General features: G+C 44.0%; 14 protein-coding genes. 5 read left to right on the forward strand and 9 right to left on the reverse strand.

Translation table 11 applies throughout. The features are described 5' to 3' along the window. Window position 1: 1 nt before the first annotated feature. The 4 genes from sufC to AB4232_RS15590 are packed head-to-tail and all read left to right on the forward strand — an operon-like array spanning window position 2 to window position 3,624. Window positions 2-748: a Fe-S cluster assembly ATPase SufC gene (gene sufC, locus AB4232_RS15575; RefSeq protein WP_372087475.1), complete on the forward strand. Its 747-nt coding sequence runs from the start codon at window positions 2-4 to the stop codon at window positions 746-748. Then, window positions 738-1,994 (forward strand): Fe-S cluster assembly protein SufD, encoded by a 1,257-nt coding sequence (gene sufD / locus AB4232_RS15580; RefSeq protein ID WP_372087476.1) that lies wholly within the window; start codon window positions 738-740, stop codon window positions 1,992-1,994. The genes sufC and sufD overlap by 11 nt, the downstream gene beginning before the upstream one ends. Continuing rightward, entirely contained in the window at window positions 1,987-3,219 is a 1,233-nt protein-coding gene (locus tag AB4232_RS15585) for a SufS family cysteine desulfurase (protein ID WP_372087477.1), read from the forward strand. Before sufD ends, AB4232_RS15585 begins: the two co-directional genes overlap by 8 nt. 3 nt (window positions 3,220-3,222) lie before the next feature. After that, entirely contained in the window at window positions 3,223-3,624 is a 402-nt protein-coding gene (locus AB4232_RS15590) for a SufE family protein (protein WP_017101413.1), read from the forward strand. Between the two features lie 112 nt (window positions 3,625-3,736). Here the strand turns inward: AB4232_RS15590 and AB4232_RS15595 are convergent, their stop codons facing one another. The 9 genes from AB4232_RS15595 to AB4232_RS15635 all read right to left on the reverse strand — a co-directional run bounded on the left by AB4232_RS15595 (window position 3,737) and on the right by AB4232_RS15635 (window position 15,824). Beyond that, window positions 3,737-5,620, reverse strand: a complete 1,884-nt coding sequence (locus tag AB4232_RS15595) for a methyl-accepting chemotaxis protein (protein ID WP_065680441.1) — start codon at window positions 5,618-5,620, stop codon at window positions 3,737-3,739. A 297-nt stretch (window positions 5,621-5,917) separates the two neighbouring features. Continuing rightward, window positions 5,918-7,489, reverse strand: a complete 1,572-nt coding sequence (locus AB4232_RS15600; protein ID WP_009847132.1) for a BCCT family transporter — start codon at window positions 7,487-7,489, stop codon at window positions 5,918-5,920. A 272-nt stretch (window positions 7,490-7,761) separates the two neighbouring features. Next, window positions 7,762-9,360 carry a BCCT family transporter gene (locus tag AB4232_RS15605; RefSeq protein ID WP_012604297.1) on the reverse strand — a complete coding sequence of 533 codons (1,599 nt, stop codon included), beginning with the start codon at window positions 9,358-9,360 and terminating at the stop codon, window positions 7,762-7,764. A gap of 169 nt (window positions 9,361-9,529) precedes the next feature. Further along, entirely contained in the window at window positions 9,530-10,168 is a 639-nt protein-coding gene (locus tag AB4232_RS15610; RefSeq protein ID WP_009847134.1) for a response regulator transcription factor, read from the reverse strand. Beyond that, complete coding sequence (locus AB4232_RS15615; protein ID WP_017098863.1) at window positions 10,161-11,516, reverse strand: cache domain-containing protein; 1,356 nt, start codon at window positions 11,514-11,516, stop codon at window positions 10,161-10,163. The genes AB4232_RS15610 and AB4232_RS15615 overlap by 8 nt, the downstream gene beginning before the upstream one ends. 104 nt (window positions 11,517-11,620) lie before the next feature. Then, window positions 11,621-12,904, reverse strand: a complete 1,284-nt coding sequence (locus AB4232_RS15620) for a TRAP transporter large permease subunit (protein ID WP_009847136.1) — start codon at window positions 12,902-12,904, stop codon at window positions 11,621-11,623. Window positions 12,905-12,913: 9 nt separating this feature from the next. Beyond that, window positions 12,914-13,486, reverse strand: coding sequence for a TRAP transporter small permease subunit (locus AB4232_RS15625; RefSeq protein ID WP_049779139.1), 573 nt, complete (start codon window positions 13,484-13,486; stop codon window positions 12,914-12,916). 250 nt (window positions 13,487-13,736) lie between these two features. Then, the gene (locus AB4232_RS15630) at window positions 13,737-14,831 is read right to left on the reverse strand and encodes a TRAP transporter substrate-binding protein (protein WP_017060957.1); all 1,095 of its coding nucleotides are present in this window, start codon (window positions 14,829-14,831) and stop codon (window positions 13,737-13,739) included. A gap of 600 nt (window positions 14,832-15,431) precedes the next feature. Then, on the reverse strand, window positions 15,432-15,824 hold the full coding sequence (locus AB4232_RS15635) for a hypothetical protein (RefSeq protein ID WP_012604302.1): 393 nt from the start codon (window positions 15,822-15,824) through the stop codon (window positions 15,432-15,434). A gap of 220 nt (window positions 15,825-16,044) precedes the next feature. On the opposite strand from AB4232_RS15635, the gene AB4232_RS15640 reads away from it, so the two are divergent. Beyond that, entirely contained in the window at window positions 16,045-16,845 is an 801-nt protein-coding gene (locus AB4232_RS15640) for a DUF2982 domain-containing protein (protein WP_372045709.1), read from the forward strand. Window positions 16,846-16,961: the final 116 nt, after the last annotated feature.

Raw genomic sequence — 16,961 nt, forward strand, 5'->3', positions numbered from 1 at the left:
AATGTTAGAAATTAAAAACTTACATGTTAGCGTTGAAGAAAACAGCATCCTAAAGGGCATTAACCTAACCGTTAAACCTGGTGAAGTTCACGCAATTATGGGACCGAACGGTTCAGGAAAAAGTACCCTATCCGCCACACTGGCAGGCAAGGATGATTACGAGGTCGTCAGTGGTGAGATTGTTTTCAAAGGTCAAGATCTTACAGAGCTAGATCCAGAAGAAAGAGCCGGTGAAGGGGTATTTTTAGCCTTTCAGTACCCTGTCGAAATTCCAGGTGTCAGTAACAAACTCTTTCTAAATACAGCTCTCAACGAGGTTCGTGAATATCGAGGCTTAGAACCAATCGATCGTTTTGACTTTGAAGATCTATTGGAAGAAAAAGCGCAATTGTTGAAGATGCCGGACAATTTACTCCAACGCTCTGTCAATGAGGGATTCTCTGGTGGAGAGAAAAAGCGCAATGACATTCTACAAATGGCGGTGCTCTCACCTGATCTTTGTATACTAGACGAGACCGACTCCGGTCTAGATATTGATGCTCTTAAAGCCGTCTCTGAAGGTATAAACGCGCTACAGAATGAAAAACGAGCTTTCATTTTAGTCACGCACTATCAACGTATCCTCAATTACATCAAACCAGATTTCGTGCACGTGTTGTACCAAGGGAAAATTGTAAAATCTGGTGACCATACGTTAGCTCAAGAATTAGAAGAGAAAGGCTATGGGTGGATCATTGATGAACAATAAACATTCATTGCTTGATTCATTTGAAACCCTTGTTCGACCGCATGAGTGGCAAAAAAAACAATGGTCTAAATTGCTTGGGGTTGAGTTACCGTCCCCTCAACATGAGGACTGGAAATACACGCCTCTTGACCGATTAAACGAACTAGAGCTAAGCAGCGCACCACAGCAGTCGACAGCTAACACGCCATACAACAAATTCAGTTTAGACATTGATGCTTATCGATTAGTCTTCGTCGACGGCTTCTTTTTAGCTCGATACTCCGACTGGATTCCAAAAGTTCGAGTGACTCCCATCTGCGCGCTCTCTCCAATTGAAATCGATGAGCTATCTCGTTCAATAAAGCCAGACGCTTTTACCTATATTACTGATGCTACCGCTTCAAGTGGCATATTAATCGAAGTCGAAGCTAACTCGCAGGTATCGAAACCTATTTATCTTCTGCATATCAATTCCGGAAAACAAGGTGATGTATCAAGCTACAGAAGCCATATTGAAGTCGCAGATCATGCGGAAGTCACCGTCATCGAACACCATGTTTCACAAGGTAGTGGTAGAGGCGTAACATTATCTCGCTTAACACAACACGTTGGTTGCGGTGCTCACTATCATCACACTAAAATTGTCGAAGAGGCCTTAAGTCAACATCACTTCGGTCATAACGATTTGGTGATTAATGCGCATGCTAGCGCCTACTCTTGTTGCTTGCTCTACTCCGGCCAATTGATACGACATCAAGTAAGTTCAGAACTAACTGGCGAACAAGGTTTTGTCGCTATGGACAGTATTTCCCTACCTCAAGGTGAGGCAGTTTTTGATACTCGCACCTATTTGAAGCACAATGCAGCTCACTGCCAAAGTGAACAAAATCATAAAACCATTGCCCGAAATCAATCTAAGTCTGTTTTCGACGGCATGATCTATGTTGACCCTACCGCGCAAAAAACAGACGGACAAATGGACACCCACAGTCTGATTCTAGGCGATGACGCCCAGGTAAACTCTAAACCTCAATTAGAGATTTATGCCGATGATGTCAAATGCAGCCATGGTGCAACAACAGGGCAAATAGACCCAAGCCAAATCAACTACTTACGCTCTAGAGGTATCCCAAAAGAACGAGCAGAACACATGATTACCTCTGCGTTTGTCATTGACGTTACCGAGAGAATTAAACACCCCACCCTAAGACAATCTGCGATAGATAAAATCAATGCGTCACTCAATAAAGGATGTCCTAATGATTGATTCGAGCGAAAAGACAAGCCCTTGGTTTAATGACTTCCCAGCTCTAAGAACTCAAGTTTACGACAAGCCTTTGGTCTATTTAGACAGTGCTGCAACGGCCCAAACCCCTCAAGTCGTTATCGACCGCATGACTCAGTTTTATCAACATGATTATGCGAGTGTTCATCGCGGTGTCCATTACCTAAGCTCTAAAGCAACCGAAGAAATGGAACAAGTAAGAGAAAAACTTGCTCAGTTCATTTCAGCTAAATCCAGAGAAACTATTGTTTTTACCAAAGGGACGACAGAGGCCATCAATCTCGTTGCGAATAGCTATTTGCGCCCTAGGTTAAAAGCGGGTGACGAAATCATCGTGACGGAAATGGAGCATCACGCCAACCTTGTTCCTTGGCAGATGCTTTCTGAAATTTATAATGTCAACATTCGTGTTTGGCCAATGGCAAAAAATGGCTATTTGAATCTCAACGACCTTGTCTCGCTAATGAATACAAAGACAAAGCTGCTGGCGATTAGCCACGTATCGAATGTTCTAGGCCGCGCAAACCCAATTAAAACGATAGTCAAAGCTGCACATAAAGCAAAAGTCCCCGTGTTAGTCGACGGTGCTCAAGCTGTCATGCACCATGAAGTCAATGTGACGGACCTCGATTGTGATTTCTACGCCTTCTCTGGGCACAAACTGTATGGCCCGACAGGCATCGGCGTGCTTTATGCAAAAAAAACACATCTCGACAACATGGTGCCATGGGAAGGCGGCGGAGCCATGATCGATCAAGTGACCCTGCCTTTGGGAACCTCGTTTGGCCAAGCTCCGTGGAAGTTCGAAGCGGGCACTCCGAATATTGCAGGCATTTTAGGTTTAGGCGCCGCTCTAGACTACATAGAAACTATCGGCTTCAAAGAGATCTCTGACTATGAAAAAAATGTAATGAATTATTTGGTGGAGAGCATTAGACAGGTACCAGCAATAGAGCTCTATGGCGATGATGATAACCGCACGGGCGTTTTGGCTTTTAATATGAAAAATCAACACTCTTTTGATGTGGGTTCATTCTTAGATAGATATGGTATTGCGATTCGTACCGGGCATCTCTGCGCAATGCCCCTTATAAAACGACTCGGTCAGAACTCGCTGTGTCGCGCATCGATTGGCATGTACACAAGGCCCAAAGACATAGACGCCTTGTGCCAGTCACTAAAACGAATCCACCAACTGTTAAGGTAGCTTATGTCCCCTGAAAAGCTCCAGAAAAACTTCGAGCGATGCGCTGACTGGGAAGAACGTTATATGTATTTGATAGAATTGGGGGACCGATTAGAGCCCTTCCCTGTGACAAAGATGAATAAAACACATCTTATCGCAGGCTGCCAAAGTAACGTATGGCTAGATCTTTCCATCGGTCAACAGAATAAAATGTCGATACAAGCGACCAGCGATTCTTCATTAGTTAAAGGTTTGCTGGCGTTGGTGTTGATCGCCTATAACAACCAACAACCCGCGAGCGTTCTAGAGTTCGATATTAAAGACTGGTTCCGCCAGTTAGATTTAAAATCTCAGCTTAGCGCCAGTCGGAGTCAAGGTTTAGAAGCCATAATAAAACATATTCGGTGTCACGCTCGGGCGGTTTAACCTTCAATAAACAATAGCCCAGCATGATTAGATCACGACATTTTGCTTCTTCTAAAAAGCGAACATAAAAAAGCCCCAACCTAAGTTGGGGCTTCGTTCTATCTATCTATAATTACAGCTTAAAACGGCTGATTTCATTTTCTAGTTCATTAGACAGTTCAGAAAGCTGAGCAGCTTGTTCTGCAGCTTGGTGCGCTTCACCTGCTAGCTCGTTAGATACGTCACGGATTCCTTCAGTGTTACGAGTAATCTCAGACGTAACTGACGCTTGCTCTTCTGCAGCAGAAGCGATTTGAGTCGCCATATCACTGATACGTTCAACAGCAGCATGAATTTGCGTTAAGCTAGCGGCCGCTGAGTTTGAGTCATCAACACTGGTTTCAGCAAGCGTTCGGCTATCGTTCATGATACTTACCGCTTTGCCCGTTGTACCTTGCAGTAATTCAATCGTTTGTTGAATTTCTTGAGTTGAACCGTGTGTACGTTGGCTCAAAACTCTCACTTCATCAGCAACAACCGCAAAACCGCGACCTTGTTCGCCAGCACGGGCAGCTTCAATCGCCGCGTTAAGTGCAAGTAAGTTAGTTTGTTCAGCAATGCCTTGAATGTTAGACAAGATAGCGTTGATGCTATTGCCGTGCTCTTCCAGCTCAAGAATCACGTTTGTTGCAATTTGAACTTCTTGTGCAAGATTTTGAATTGAGCTTTGAGTCTGTGTAACTTGACCCGTACCGTGTTCACAAGCGCCAACAGCTTCAGATGAATTCTGTGCAGTTTGATCAGCGTTACCCGCAATCTCTTGCGTTGCTGCAGCCATTTCGTTCACGGCTGTTGCTACCATATTGATTTCGTCTTGTTGCATCTGAATGCGAGCACTACGCTCTTCAGCTTGAGAGGCTGTTTGACGTGCTTGGTTACCCAATGCAGCAGACACTTCACTTAGCTTGAGCACCATGGTGTGCATGTTGCCCACAAAATGGTTGAAATTTGCCGCAAGTTTACCAATTTCGTCATCACTTTTAAGCTCAAGACGTTGGGTCAAGTCGCCCTCGCCTGAAGCAATTTCTTCAAGTGCCGCTGAAACGCGGTTTAAGTCGCGGAATAGGAAACTAACCAACATAGAAACCAACACGATAACGATCAGAGTAATTACAACCGCTGTAGTAATGAGTTGCGTAAGAAGTATTGAGTGATTCGCTTCTTCTGTTGCTTTGTCCATCTGAACTGCGAAAATCCAGTTCGTGTTAGGCACATTAGTGAAGTAAAGCAGCTTCTCAGCACCGCGCTCTTTGATGATCTCGATGCTACCCGTACGCACTGCGTTTTCGATGATAGGCATAGAAATGTCGTTTGAAAGCTGGCTTACAGGCTTAAGGCTCAGTGCTGAGTCTGGGTGTGCTAGGAATGTGCCGTCAGAGGCATCAATGAGCATTGCGTAAGCGTTGTCACCAACATCTAAGCTGATAACATCGTTGACTAGTTGATCAATAAGTACATCCGCACCAACAACACCAACAAGCTTACCGTTATGACGAACAGGTTCAGCAATCGTAACTAGAAGCGCTTGGGTAATCGCATCTTGATAAGCGGTTGTAATAATTTGCTTACCGGCTGCGTTTGCTTCCTGGTACCAAGGGCGTTGACGAGGGTCGTAATCTGCACGATTACGTTCAGGATGTGAACGGTACATTCCGCCTTCTGGAGTACCTAAAAAGATATCGTCAAAGCCACCCGCTACACGAGCTTGCTTAAGGAAAGGAACAACATCATCCTCTCGTGAAAAGTCATTAAACGCTGATGCGATATCCGTGCGAATATCAATCCAGTTTTTAATACCTTCAGATGCTGCTTCAGATACGCTTTCAGCTCGTTGGTATACGCCATTACGAGTCTCTTCAAATAATTGGTTTGCTGATAACCAAGTCAAGGCTGTTGCCATGACGATAACAGCAGATAGGCTAGCACCTATCAACTTCTGCTTAAGTGTTAATTTCATTAGTAAGTTTCACGAGTGGTGGAAAATCTAGCGAATACTACCCAATTTAAGCAAACGATTCGAGCTATTTCACAGTTTTACATCACATTATATTTGCAATAAAACCAAAAACTTAGCTTTCGCCAATTACTTGGCTTTTCGCCAAATTCAAGGCGCCATTTCAACGACGATTTCTACGATATATACAGTTTTACAGGCTGTAAAATGGATAAAAAAAGGCAGGAGAGTTTCCTCTTCTGCCTTTTGTTTTACTTTGTATTCGACATCAAAAAGATGAAAAATCGAATAGTACGTAGTCTATCTTTTCTCTGTTCGCATACCCATTAGTAGGCTCACACACATCAACAATAGAATGATGGTGAATGGCAATGCTGTTGAGATTGCACCCGCTTGCAGAGCTTGAACGGCTTCAGTACCGCCAACCCACAATAGAGCTACTGCAATCGCACCTTCAAGGAACGCCCAGAACACACGTTGAGGTACAGGCGTATCAACTTTACCACCAGCAGTAATGCTGTCGATAACTAAAGAGCCCGAGTCAGACGATGTAATAAAGAATACGAGAACCAATACAACCGCAATGATTGAAAGCAGAGTACCAAACGGCAATACATCAAACATTTGGAACATTGCCAGTGATACATCAGTTAAGCCATTTTGACCTAGGGTACCAACCTTATTCACGATTTGATCAATTGCCATACCACCGAACACTGACATCCAAATGATAGTCACTGTCGTTGGAACAATCAGTACCGCTGTAATGAACTCACGAACAGTACGACCTTTAGAAACACGCGCGATAAACATACCGACAAATGGAGACCATGAGATCCACCAGGCCCAGTAGAATACAGTCCAACCATGTAACCAAGCTTCATCTTCACGACCGTGAGGGTTGCTCAACGGAATGATGTTCTCGATGTATGCCATCAATGTTGTAGGGATTGAACCTAGAGTCACTGCGTAGCCGATTAGAGCTACTAGGATAAGCAGTAGGAAAGCAACCAACATGTTGATGTTACTGATAACTTTAACGCCACCATCAATACCACGAAGTACGGATACGACCGCTAGCAAAGTTACTACGGTAATAACAATGACTTGTAACCCTAAGCCTGCCTCAATGCCGAATACATGCTGAATACCACTTGCCGCTTGTTGCGCACCAAGGCCAAGCGATGTCGCCAAACCAAACAGGGTTGCAAGTACAGCAAGAATATCAACGATGTGACCAGCCCAGCCCCACGCTCTATCACCTAAAATTGGGTAGAAGATAGAACGAATTGAAAGCGGTAATCCCTTGTTGTAAGAGAAGAAAGCCAGTGAAAGCGCCACAACACCATAAATAGCCCAAGGGTGAAGCCCCCAGTGATACATGGTTGCACCGAGTGCTAGTTTTGCAGCTTCTGGTGTATTTGCCTCTACGCCAAGTGGCGTTTCATACCAACCTGTGTAGTAAGCCGCAGGTTCTGCAACACTCCAGAACATCAAGCCAATACCCATACCTGCAGCAAACAGCATCGATAACCAAGACATGAATGAGTAATCTGCCGTTGCATCAACACCACCAAGGCGGATTTTACCAAACGGAGAAACAATCAAGCCTAAGCAAAAAATAACGAAAATATTACCGGACCAAATGAACAACCAATCAAATGAATTGATAATTTGCCATTTAACACCATCCAATGCTGACTTCGCTGAAGCGGTATCTGTAAGCAGCACACCGATCAAGAACAAAGTGATGAGTCCCGCACTGATACCAAACACTGGGTTATGAACGTCAAAACCCCATTTTTGGACGTTATCTTGACCAACAGTGTAATCCGTACTGTCGATACTGTATTTATCTATACCTTTAGTCATTATTCCTCTCTACGGAATACTTATAAGGTCTGTTGACCTCATATCCCTTACTTTCCTGTGACTGAATCACAAACTCGAACATACGATCCAAGTAGTACAAGCTGTTGTCACAATAATTCAAATACTTGGATGTCTGAAGTTTAGCAGGTTAACTTATTGTTTTCAGTAAACTAGAATCAGTTCGATGGATTTTCAAACAAAATATAGATAATCACTTATATTTGCGGCGAAAAAAAGGCCGACTAAGTCGGCCTCTATTTGAAAAAATACTTTTAGCTCAAAGCACTTTGCTGCTTAACCAATTGATTCTCTGTACGTAAACCAAGAAATAAACTTAGGCACATAAGCAATAATATGAAAGCAAATGGTAATGCCATTGAGACTGTTCCAGCTTGTAATGCCTGAATAGATTCAGTACCACCAACCCACAGTAGAACCGCCGCAATCGCGCCGCCCATCAATGCCCAAAATACACGCTGTGGAACAGGTGCATCGACTTTACCGCCAGAAGTAATGCTATCAATAACCAATGAACCTGAGTCTGATGAAGTGATGAAGAACACCATAATCAAACCAATCGATACCACTGAAAGCACTGAGCTCATTGGCAGCGCATCATAAGTGTGGAATAGAGAAAGTGTAATATCTTGCAGACCATTTATACCAATCTCACCCACTTTATTCGCCACCTGGTCAATCGCAATACCACCGAAAATAGCCATCCAAATGATAATGACAGACGTCGGGATAAATAAGACTGCAACGATGAATTCACGAATTGTACGACCTTTAGAGATACGAGCGATGAACATGCCTACGAATGGTGACCATGAAATCCACCAAGCCCAGTAAAATACCGTCCAACCTTGCATCCATGTTTCATCATCACGACCATGAGGGTTGCTAAGAGGAATAAAGTTCTCAATGTAGCCCATTAGCGCGGTTGGTATCGCCTTAATACCCGCCATGCCACCCGCGATAGTTACGAAGATCAGCAAGCCTAATGCAACAACCATGTTGACGTTGCTGAGAACCTTAACACCACCGTTAATACCGCGAATCACCGACATTGTTGCCAACAGTGTTACCACTGCAATAACAATAAGCTGCATACCAATACCGCCATCGGTACCAAATACATGGTTAATACCGCTTGCGGCTTGCTGTGCACCTAGGCCAAGTGATGTTGCAAGGCCAAACAATGTTGCAAGTACTGCGACAATGTCAACGATATGACCAAACCACCCCCAAGTTCTGTCACCGAGTAGCGGGTAAAAGATTGAGCGAATAGAAAGCGGTAAGCCTTTATTGAAAGTAAAGAAGGCAAGAGACAAAGCAACAACGGCGTAGATTGCCCAACCGTGCAAGCCCCAGTTGTAGATGGTTGCACCTAGTGCCAACTTAGCCGCTTCAGGAGAATACGCTTCAACACCGAGCGGTGTTTCATACCAACCGGTAAAGTAAGCTACTGGCTCTGCCACACCCCAGAACATCAAACCAATACCCATTCCCGCGGCGAATAACATCGACATCCAAGATAGGTTAGAGTGCTCTGCTTTAGCATCATCGCCACCTATACGTATCTTTCCGTACGGGGAGATAATGAGGACAAAACAGAAAAATACGAAAAGGTTCGCAGCCCACATAAAGAAACCATCGAAGTTACCGATGACTTTCCACTTAACGCCATCAAGTGCCGCTTTAGCTGTTTCAGGTTCTGCAACCAAAAGCGCAATCAGGAAAGCAATTATCGCCCCAGCGCTGATTCCAAATACAGGATTATGAACATCAAAACCCCATTTCTGAACATTATCTTGTCCTACGGTATAATCAGTATTATCAATACTATACCTATCCTTTACAGGCTCCATGCATCCTCTCTAATAAGTAGCGCACAATTTGCAACATTGCATTTGGCGCTTAAATTTCGAAAGGAAGAATAACAACTCGTCGCAAAAATACTAAAAAAACCATCAAAAAGCGGGTATAAACGGCACATTTGGTAATTAAATTACACATTCACTGTAATTTAGCGTAACATCACTCTACAAGCCCAGAACTAACAGCATACTTGGCAAGCTCTGCCGTAGAGTGAATGTCGAGCTTATGCTTGATATTTTGTCTATGGGTTTCAACCGTTCGGTAACTGATATTTAATCCCTTCGCGATCTCTTTACTGCTCTCCCCTTTAGCCACTAATTTCAACACAGCTTCCTCACGCCTACTCAATGGGTTCTTCACAGATTGCGTCGGAGTAATAGGCTGAGTAAACAAGTTCTGAGTCACTTTTTCACAGAAATAGGTCGAGCCTTGATTGACCGTCTTGATTGCCTGCACCATTTTTTCAGCCGAAATTTCTTTCAACATATAGCCGACAGCACCCGACTGCATCACCTTCATGATGTATTCACGGTTGTTATGCATGGTCAGCATCAGCACCTTGGCTTGAGGATCTTCCTCTTTAATCAGGTGAGTGGCATCAATACCATTCATGATAGGCATGCTGATATCCATCAACACCACATCAGGGCGCAGGTCTTTAACCATTTCAACGGCTTCTAATCCATTGCTGGCGGTACCTATCACGCTAATATCAGGCTCGAGTTCTAATCTCGCCATAAAGCCATCCAGTACCACTTGGTGATCATCTGCAATCACAACTCGAATAACTTCACTCATTCACTAATCCCTCTAGTGTCAGTAACACTGTAATTTCCGTTCCAAAGCCAACCTCACTCATCAATTCAAAGTCACCACCGATGAACTCCACCCGTTCTCTCATGTTACGTAACCCAATACCTCGCTTTTCCATTGCTTTATAGGTATTAAAACCAACCCCATTATCTTGGATGAGCAACTGCAACACATTGCCAATTTGCTGTGCGATAACCGTTACTTTGGTCGCTTGTGCGTGTTTCTCTATATTATTCAGTGACTCTTGCACCACTCGATATAAAGTCGTCGCAGCTTCTGATTTCAACTTTCCCGGCTGCGTATTAAACAAGGTTTCCACTTCAATGCTCGAGTGCGCCTGAAAGTCTAATAACAGCGAAGACAACGCCGCTTCTAAGCCGATATCATCCAATGAACTTGGTCGAAGTTGATGCGAAATATGCCTCACCTCTTCGATTGCCCGCATCAGTGAATGCTGAGACTTATTCAAATGCGCTTTAAGGTCTTCGCTTTGTAGCTTATTACCGAGCAGTTCTAAGTGACAGCGACTCGACACTAATAACTGGTTAATACCATCATGCAACTCACGCGCTAGATGCTTCTTTTCGTCCTCTTGAAACATCACCGTCTTATGAGCTAGTTCCTTCAAGTTGTTATCCGCTATCCGATGTTCATGCATGTTAATGGCCAACGTCAGTACAATGATGACCGCGACCGTCACACTCAGAATCACCACAATCGAAAAGAACGTGGTTTCAATATTCTTGTTAATTGCGGCCTGCATCGAGGCCACTTCTTGATGCACATCCTCAATATACAAGCCGGTGCCAATCATCCAGTCCCAGCGCTCTAACCAAGCGGCGTAACTCAGCTTCGATACCACCTCACCTGTCGAAGGTTTTTGCCACAAATATTGGTGAAATCCTCCGCCTGTTTGTGCTTCTCTTAACAAGGCTTCTATCAGAAAGTCGCCATCTTCATCTTGCAGTTGAAGTAAGTTTTGCCCTATCAACTCTGGCTGGATTGGATGAACCAAATTGGTTCCGTGGCGATCATACGCAAAGAAGTAACCGTCAGAGCCATACCTAAGTTTAGACAATATGGTTCGAACTTCTCTTTTGGCTTGGGCTTCTTGGATATCGGGATCATTGTAGATATGTTCGATGGCATCAAATGCGAGATCAACAGTGTCTTTGAGGGCGTTTTCACGCGACTTAATTAAGCTGTCTCGGAAGATTTCGACCTCTTTCTCACCCAACGTCTTAGTTTGGTGTAACGAGATCCAACTAATGCTCGCCGTTACAATCAGCAACGGGAGTAGCGTCAGCAAAATCAGCTTAACTTTTAGAGGCATTCCTTTTCCTCACAAAAAACGGCTTATTGAACATCAATAAGCCGTTTTACTTTATCAATTTATGGATAGCCGTTGAAACATATCATTCACATTCTAGGCTTCACTCACATTCCATAGAAAGATGGGAAAGCGAGAAGTGATCCAAGTACGAGGATTTGAATCAAAATGAAAGGCATCACGCCTCGGTAGATATCCTTGGTAGTCACACCTTTTGGTGCCACCCCTTTTAGATAGAACAAACTGAAGCCAAACGGTGGCGTCAAGAATGAGGTTTGAAGGTTCATCGCGATAAGGATTGCGAACCAAGTCATGTTGATTCCCATCAGCTCAGCAACAGGCGCAATAATCGGCACAATGATGAAACAGATTTCTACGAAGTCGATGAAGAAACCCAGAATCAAAATCACCAACATGGTAATGATCAAGAAACCCCATTTCTCACCCGGTAACTGCAACATCCACTCTTCAACCAGATAGTCACCGCCAGTATAAGTAAACGCCATTGAGAATGCCGTTGCACCCAACAAGATAGCAAATACCATTGCCGTTACTTTCACCGTCTCTTTAGAGGCGTCATACACCATCGACCAACTAAACTGACCGTAGAGTAAAGCGAGTACCATCGCACCCGCACCACCCAGAGCAGCAGACTCTGTCGGTGTAGCAACACCCGCAAAGATAGAGCCCAATACGACAATAATCAGCGCGAGTGGCGGTATGATTGCTTTCAATGCGTTGATGACTTCTTGTTTACGGCTGATGGAATCATCACGCTCAATTGGTTGAGCGGCTTCAGGGTTAAGCTTCGCGTATATTAAGATATAAACGATATAAGCCCCCACTAACATCACGCCCGGCCAAATCGCGGCTTGGAACAAGTCGCCTACCGGAACACCCAATACGTCCCCCAATAGAATCAAGACGATGGATGGCGGAATGATTTGCCCTAACGTACCAGACGCACAGATGGTGCCGCAGGCTAAGCCTTTGTCGTAGTTGTACTTGAGCATGACGGGCAACGAGATAAGCCCCATTGCAACCACAGAAGCGCCTACCACACCGGTTGAAGCGGCAAGCAGTGAACCTACGAGAACTGTCGAGATTGCGATACCACCTCGTACACCACCAAACAGTCGTCCCATAGACTCAAGTAACTGCTCAGCAAGCTTAGTCTTTTGTAAAACAAGTCCCATGAAAACAAACAATGGAACGGCCATCAGCACCGTATTTTCCATGATTGATTGAATTCGATATGGCATGAAGGCAAACATTTCGATGCCTTCCGCCCAAACACCAAAGATTAGCGCGATACCACCAAAGGTAAACGCCACCGGGAAGCCTAGTAAAAGTGCAAACAAGGCTACGAAAAACATTACTATTCCAATCATGTTCAGCCTCTACTTATTCTTTGTATGAATATTGTTTGCATGCGTGTTATTTGCATGGATGAGATGGGGATTAAAAATTTTGTTCAACGAGTGCAGGATCAAACCGACTCCGCTGAGTGCCATCAAGAAAAATGACAGTGGAATCATGGCTTTGATGATCCATCGATATGGCAGGCCACCCGGGTCACCTGAGGTTTCGCCGAGGTTATAACTCTCTTTGGCAACATCAATACCAAACCAAGCAACCAGCAAACAGAAAGGCATCAGAAAGATCAGTGTGCCTAGCAGGTCAATAATGGCTTGCGCTTTAAAGCTCAATTGTTCGTAGAACACGTCTACTCGAACATGACCACCTGCCTTGATGGCATAAGGAACACCTAATAGAAAAACGGCTGAGAAAAGGTGCCATTCCATCTCTTGGAAGGCGATTGAGACATCATTGAAGGCATATCTCATGACAACGTCATACACAACGTTAGCGATAAGTAGAATAAACAACATACTGGAAAGCCATCCCAGTGCATCACCGATACGATTAAACAGGCGTTCAATATAAATTAGACTTCGCATTCCCGACTCCATGGAATTTGAAAAGACATCGCGTATTAGAGTTAGTGCAGCTAAAACAAGTAGCGCTAACTAGATGCACGACGTAGAAAGGGTTCTTGGGATCTTGTTACAGGATTTATCCTGCTTAATTATTATGTTTAAAATGAACCCGCCGCTTATCTGCTTAGGTACTTATCTGCTTAGATACGTAAGCCCTTAGACTTAAGCTATGTAACAGTACGTTTGCTTTGGGTTCATTTAACTTTTAGGTCACCGCTGTCGATTATTTCGCTTGGCTATTTAAATAAGCTCTGTGTGAAATATCTGTCCATGAGCGCACTTGCTCTAGGTAGCTTGCTTGTGAAGCTTGGATCTCTTTCGCCAGCTCATCTTTCTCAGCATGTGCAGCAAGTAGGCGATCGTTCGCTTCTTTCAGCGCCGACATTACTTCTGGCGGGAAATCTTTAACTTGTACGTCTGGGTATTCTGTTTTCATTGAAACCCAGTTCTTGCCACTTTCGTGCGTTGCTTGTGTGTACATGTCGTAAGCCGCCGTACGCATTGCAACACGCAAGATTTCTTGTAGGTCTTCAGGAAGCTTGTTCCATGTACGCTTGTTCACTAGGAATTGAAGCTCTGAACCCGGCTCATGCCAACCGGTGTAGTAGTAAGGCGCGATTTTGTGGAAACCCATACGCAAATCAAGAGATGGACCTACCCACTCTAGTGCATCGATTGTGCGACGCTCTAGAGATGTGTAAAGCTCACCTGGGGCAATATTGGTAGGTTTAGCGCCTAGCTCCGCTAGAATCTCACCAGCAAAGCCAGGAATACGCATTTTCAGACCTTGTAGGTCTTCCACACTGTTGATCTCTTTTTGAAACCAACCGCCCATCTGGATATCCGTATTACCACCTGGGAACGACATCAAATTATGTGGAGAGTAAACCTGCTCCATCAACTCCATACCACCACCGTGATAGAACCACGCATATTGTTCAGCTGGCGTCATACCGAAAGGCATAGAAGTGAAGTAAAGCGTGTTTGGAACTTTACCTTTCCAGTAGTAAGAGCCTGAGTGCCCCATGTCGTATTGACCAGACTTAACCATGTCAAAAACGCCAAGCGGTGCTTTGTGTTTGTTCGCAGAATCGATTCTGATTTGCAGTCGACCGTTCGACATTTTCTCAGCCATCGCAGCCATGTTCTTCGTCGCGTCACCGAATACAGGGAAGTTTGGTCCCCATGTTTCAGCAAGCTTCAAGCGATAAACCTTATCAGCAGCAGTTGCACCAGTAGCGACCAAAGCTAAACAAGCCGCTGCAGTAACTGCAACGTTTTTAAAAACTCGTGTGAGGGAGTTAGAAATGAGACTCATATTCACGTCCTTTGTTGGGTTAACACTCTTTCTATGAGCATTTTTTATGATTCAACATAAGAGTGCACCGTGATGTAGCAACAAGATATCAGGGAGAGCACGCACGACGGACTCACATAAACTGCGTATTAGACCAAAGGATTACGTAGAACTACGTAGGAGATAATTTAGCGATGTCGATTTTAAAGGCTCTGGGAGATTCGTTAGGGTAATTAGTATTGATAAATACCTAAGTAGTTATAGTGAAACTGCATTAACAATTGATTTCCATTTCGTGAGGAAGCTCTATTCTCGCCACACATCGAATACGCACTTAAATGCACTCAACCCATGAGAATCAAAGTTTCAGAGAATCAGACGCCCTACTTTGGTGCTTACTGATTCGAAACATGGGACACGCGAAAGACAGGTGAATAACGGAAGGGGCCAGCCGATTGGAAGTAAGGCTTCTGGGGCTAGGTTCGAATGCTAGGTTTGAATATGAGTATGGGTTTAGGGGGTTGGATTTAGAGATTGAGATTAACATGATCCGTCAGATACAAAAAAGCCTCGATAATCGAGGCTTAAAAACTTTAACGAAGCGAATGTAATCCCGCGGGATTACATAGCTTTGTAGATAACCTTGTTACCTGCAAGTTGCTCTTTCGCTACTAGGTTTTCTTCAAGAAGTTTTTTCAATGCGCCTGTTGCCCATGAAGCTGCTTTCGCGTCTTCTTGACCAGCTGCTAGGCCGATACCTTTAGGGTTAATGCCTTCAGCATTGCTAACAACGATGTCTAGAACTTGTTGTTGCTTAGGAGTCAGTGCAACTGCAACTTCTTTAGTTGCTGCTACTGCTTTCTCTACCGCTGGTTTTGCTGCTACAGTTTTTTCTGCTACAACTTTCTCTGCGACAGGCTTCGCTTTTTTCGGCGTTGCCACTGCTTTAACTACAGCCGCTTTAGTGCGTTTCTGCAGTTTAGCCTGCACCTTACGCTTATGAGCAAGTCTCATTGAATATTTCTCCAGTTCACTGCTCTTTTCGCAGTGGTGAAAATTTGAAGCGCGATTTATACCAAAAAACCGGAGCTATTTGTAGAGTGAAGCGTCGAAAGTCGACGAAAAATACCGATATTGTCTACTAGCGTCTATTATTTAATCATCGACTTATCAATTCAGGGTCATATACACTGGTTATCCATCCAGACAAAAATATGAAAATTTGGTGTTGCCTATGGACACTCGTCACCTTACAAATTTCTCTTTGCCTTCATTCAAACGTTCGTATCGTATTCTCGCCATCATTTTAGGCTTCGTTTGCTTGATCGTTGCGCTCTACAGTGACAACCCAAAGTTACTGATCGTGGGTGCTTTTTGCATTATTGCCCTACTAGGAACTGGCTATTATTTAATGTTGCGCAGCAGAGTGATGTTCACCCTCACACCGACTCATTTTCAGCAGCATTTTTATAAAGGCGGGTGGGTTTTAAAATGGAATAACATCCAAAAGATTGGGCTTTGTACCTATGAGCAAGATGGATGGCACCAACCTCTTCCTTGGATTGGTATCAAGGTTAAAGATTACTCGCCCTACCTCGATTCGATTTGCCCTAAAATCACTTGTGAATTACTGCTCAGCCAACGAGCACTTTTGTACTTGGGAGCGAAGCAAGCGGGTAAAGAATCGAACTTTGAAGATATGGTTTTAGACTCATCGCACTACCACACTCGTTGTACCGAAAACGGGTGTGTGGAATTAAGCCAATATAAAGAATCAAAGAATACCGACGAAGTGAGTTTCAGCGCTCAACAAACGCAAATGGATGCGGATTCATCCGATAAAGCAAATAATCACAACGCGGTGATTAAAGACTATTCTGGATTACAGGCGATGCTTGCCAACAGAATGAAATATCAAAGAGGCTTCCACGGGTATGACATTTTCATATCAACCCATGATCTGAATATCAGTGGGGAGGAGTTTGTTGGACTGGCTCGACGCTACTTGGCGGCAGCCGAACGTCTTTCTGATTAAAATTAAACTGGTTTAAAAGTAAAACCGCACGCAATAAAAAAGCTTAGCTTCCATAACAAAAGCTAAGCTTCATTTTCAATCGTTCTTATATTAAATCAAAGATTTAATTAATATCT

The sequence above is a fragment of the Vibrio sp. 10N.286.46.A8 genome (assembly GCF_041470165.1).
Lineage (GTDB): Bacteria > Pseudomonadota > Gammaproteobacteria > Enterobacterales > Vibrionaceae > Vibrio > Vibrio tasmaniensis_A.

Bases quoted from the DNA above. Each gene is read 5' to 3' on its own strand.
- sufC (WP_372087475.1), top strand. From the start codon at position 2: ATGTTAGAAATTAAAAACTTACATGTTAGCGTTGAAGAAAACAGCATC.
- sufD (WP_372087476.1), top strand. From the start codon at position 738: ATGAACAATAAACATTCATTGCTTGATTCATTTGAAACCCTTGTTCGA.
- AB4232_RS15585 (WP_372087477.1), top strand. From the start codon at position 1,987: ATGATTGATTCGAGCGAAAAGACAAGCCCTTGGTTTAATGACTTCCCA.
- AB4232_RS15590 (WP_017101413.1), top strand. From the start codon at position 3,223: ATGTCCCCTGAAAAGCTCCAGAAAAACTTCGAGCGATGCGCTGACTGG.
- AB4232_RS15595 (WP_065680441.1), bottom strand. From the start codon at position 5,620: ATGAAATTAACACTTAAGCAGAAGTTGATAGGTGCTAGCCTATCTGCT.
- AB4232_RS15600 (WP_009847132.1), bottom strand. From the start codon at position 7,489: ATGACTAAAGGTATAGATAAATACAGTATCGACAGTACGGATTACACT.
- AB4232_RS15605 (WP_012604297.1), bottom strand. From the start codon at position 9,360: ATGGAGCCTGTAAAGGATAGGTATAGTATTGATAATACTGATTATACC.
- AB4232_RS15610 (WP_009847134.1), bottom strand. From the start codon at position 10,168: ATGAGTGAAGTTATTCGAGTTGTGATTGCAGATGATCACCAAGTGGTA.
- AB4232_RS15615 (WP_017098863.1), bottom strand. From the start codon at position 11,516: ATGCCTCTAAAAGTTAAGCTGATTTTGCTGACGCTACTCCCGTTGCTG.
- AB4232_RS15620 (WP_009847136.1), bottom strand. From the start codon at position 12,904: ATGATTGGAATAGTAATGTTTTTCGTAGCCTTGTTTGCACTTTTACTA.
- AB4232_RS15625 (WP_049779139.1), bottom strand. From the start codon at position 13,486: ATGGAGTCGGGAATGCGAAGTCTAATTTATATTGAACGCCTGTTTAAT.
- AB4232_RS15630 (WP_017060957.1), bottom strand. From the start codon at position 14,831: ATGAGTCTCATTTCTAACTCCCTCACACGAGTTTTTAAAAACGTTGCA.
- AB4232_RS15635 (WP_012604302.1), bottom strand. From the start codon at position 15,824: ATGAGACTTGCTCATAAGCGTAAGGTGCAGGCTAAACTGCAGAAACGC.
- AB4232_RS15640 (WP_372045709.1), top strand. From the start codon at position 16,045: ATGGACACTCGTCACCTTACAAATTTCTCTTTGCCTTCATTCAAACGT.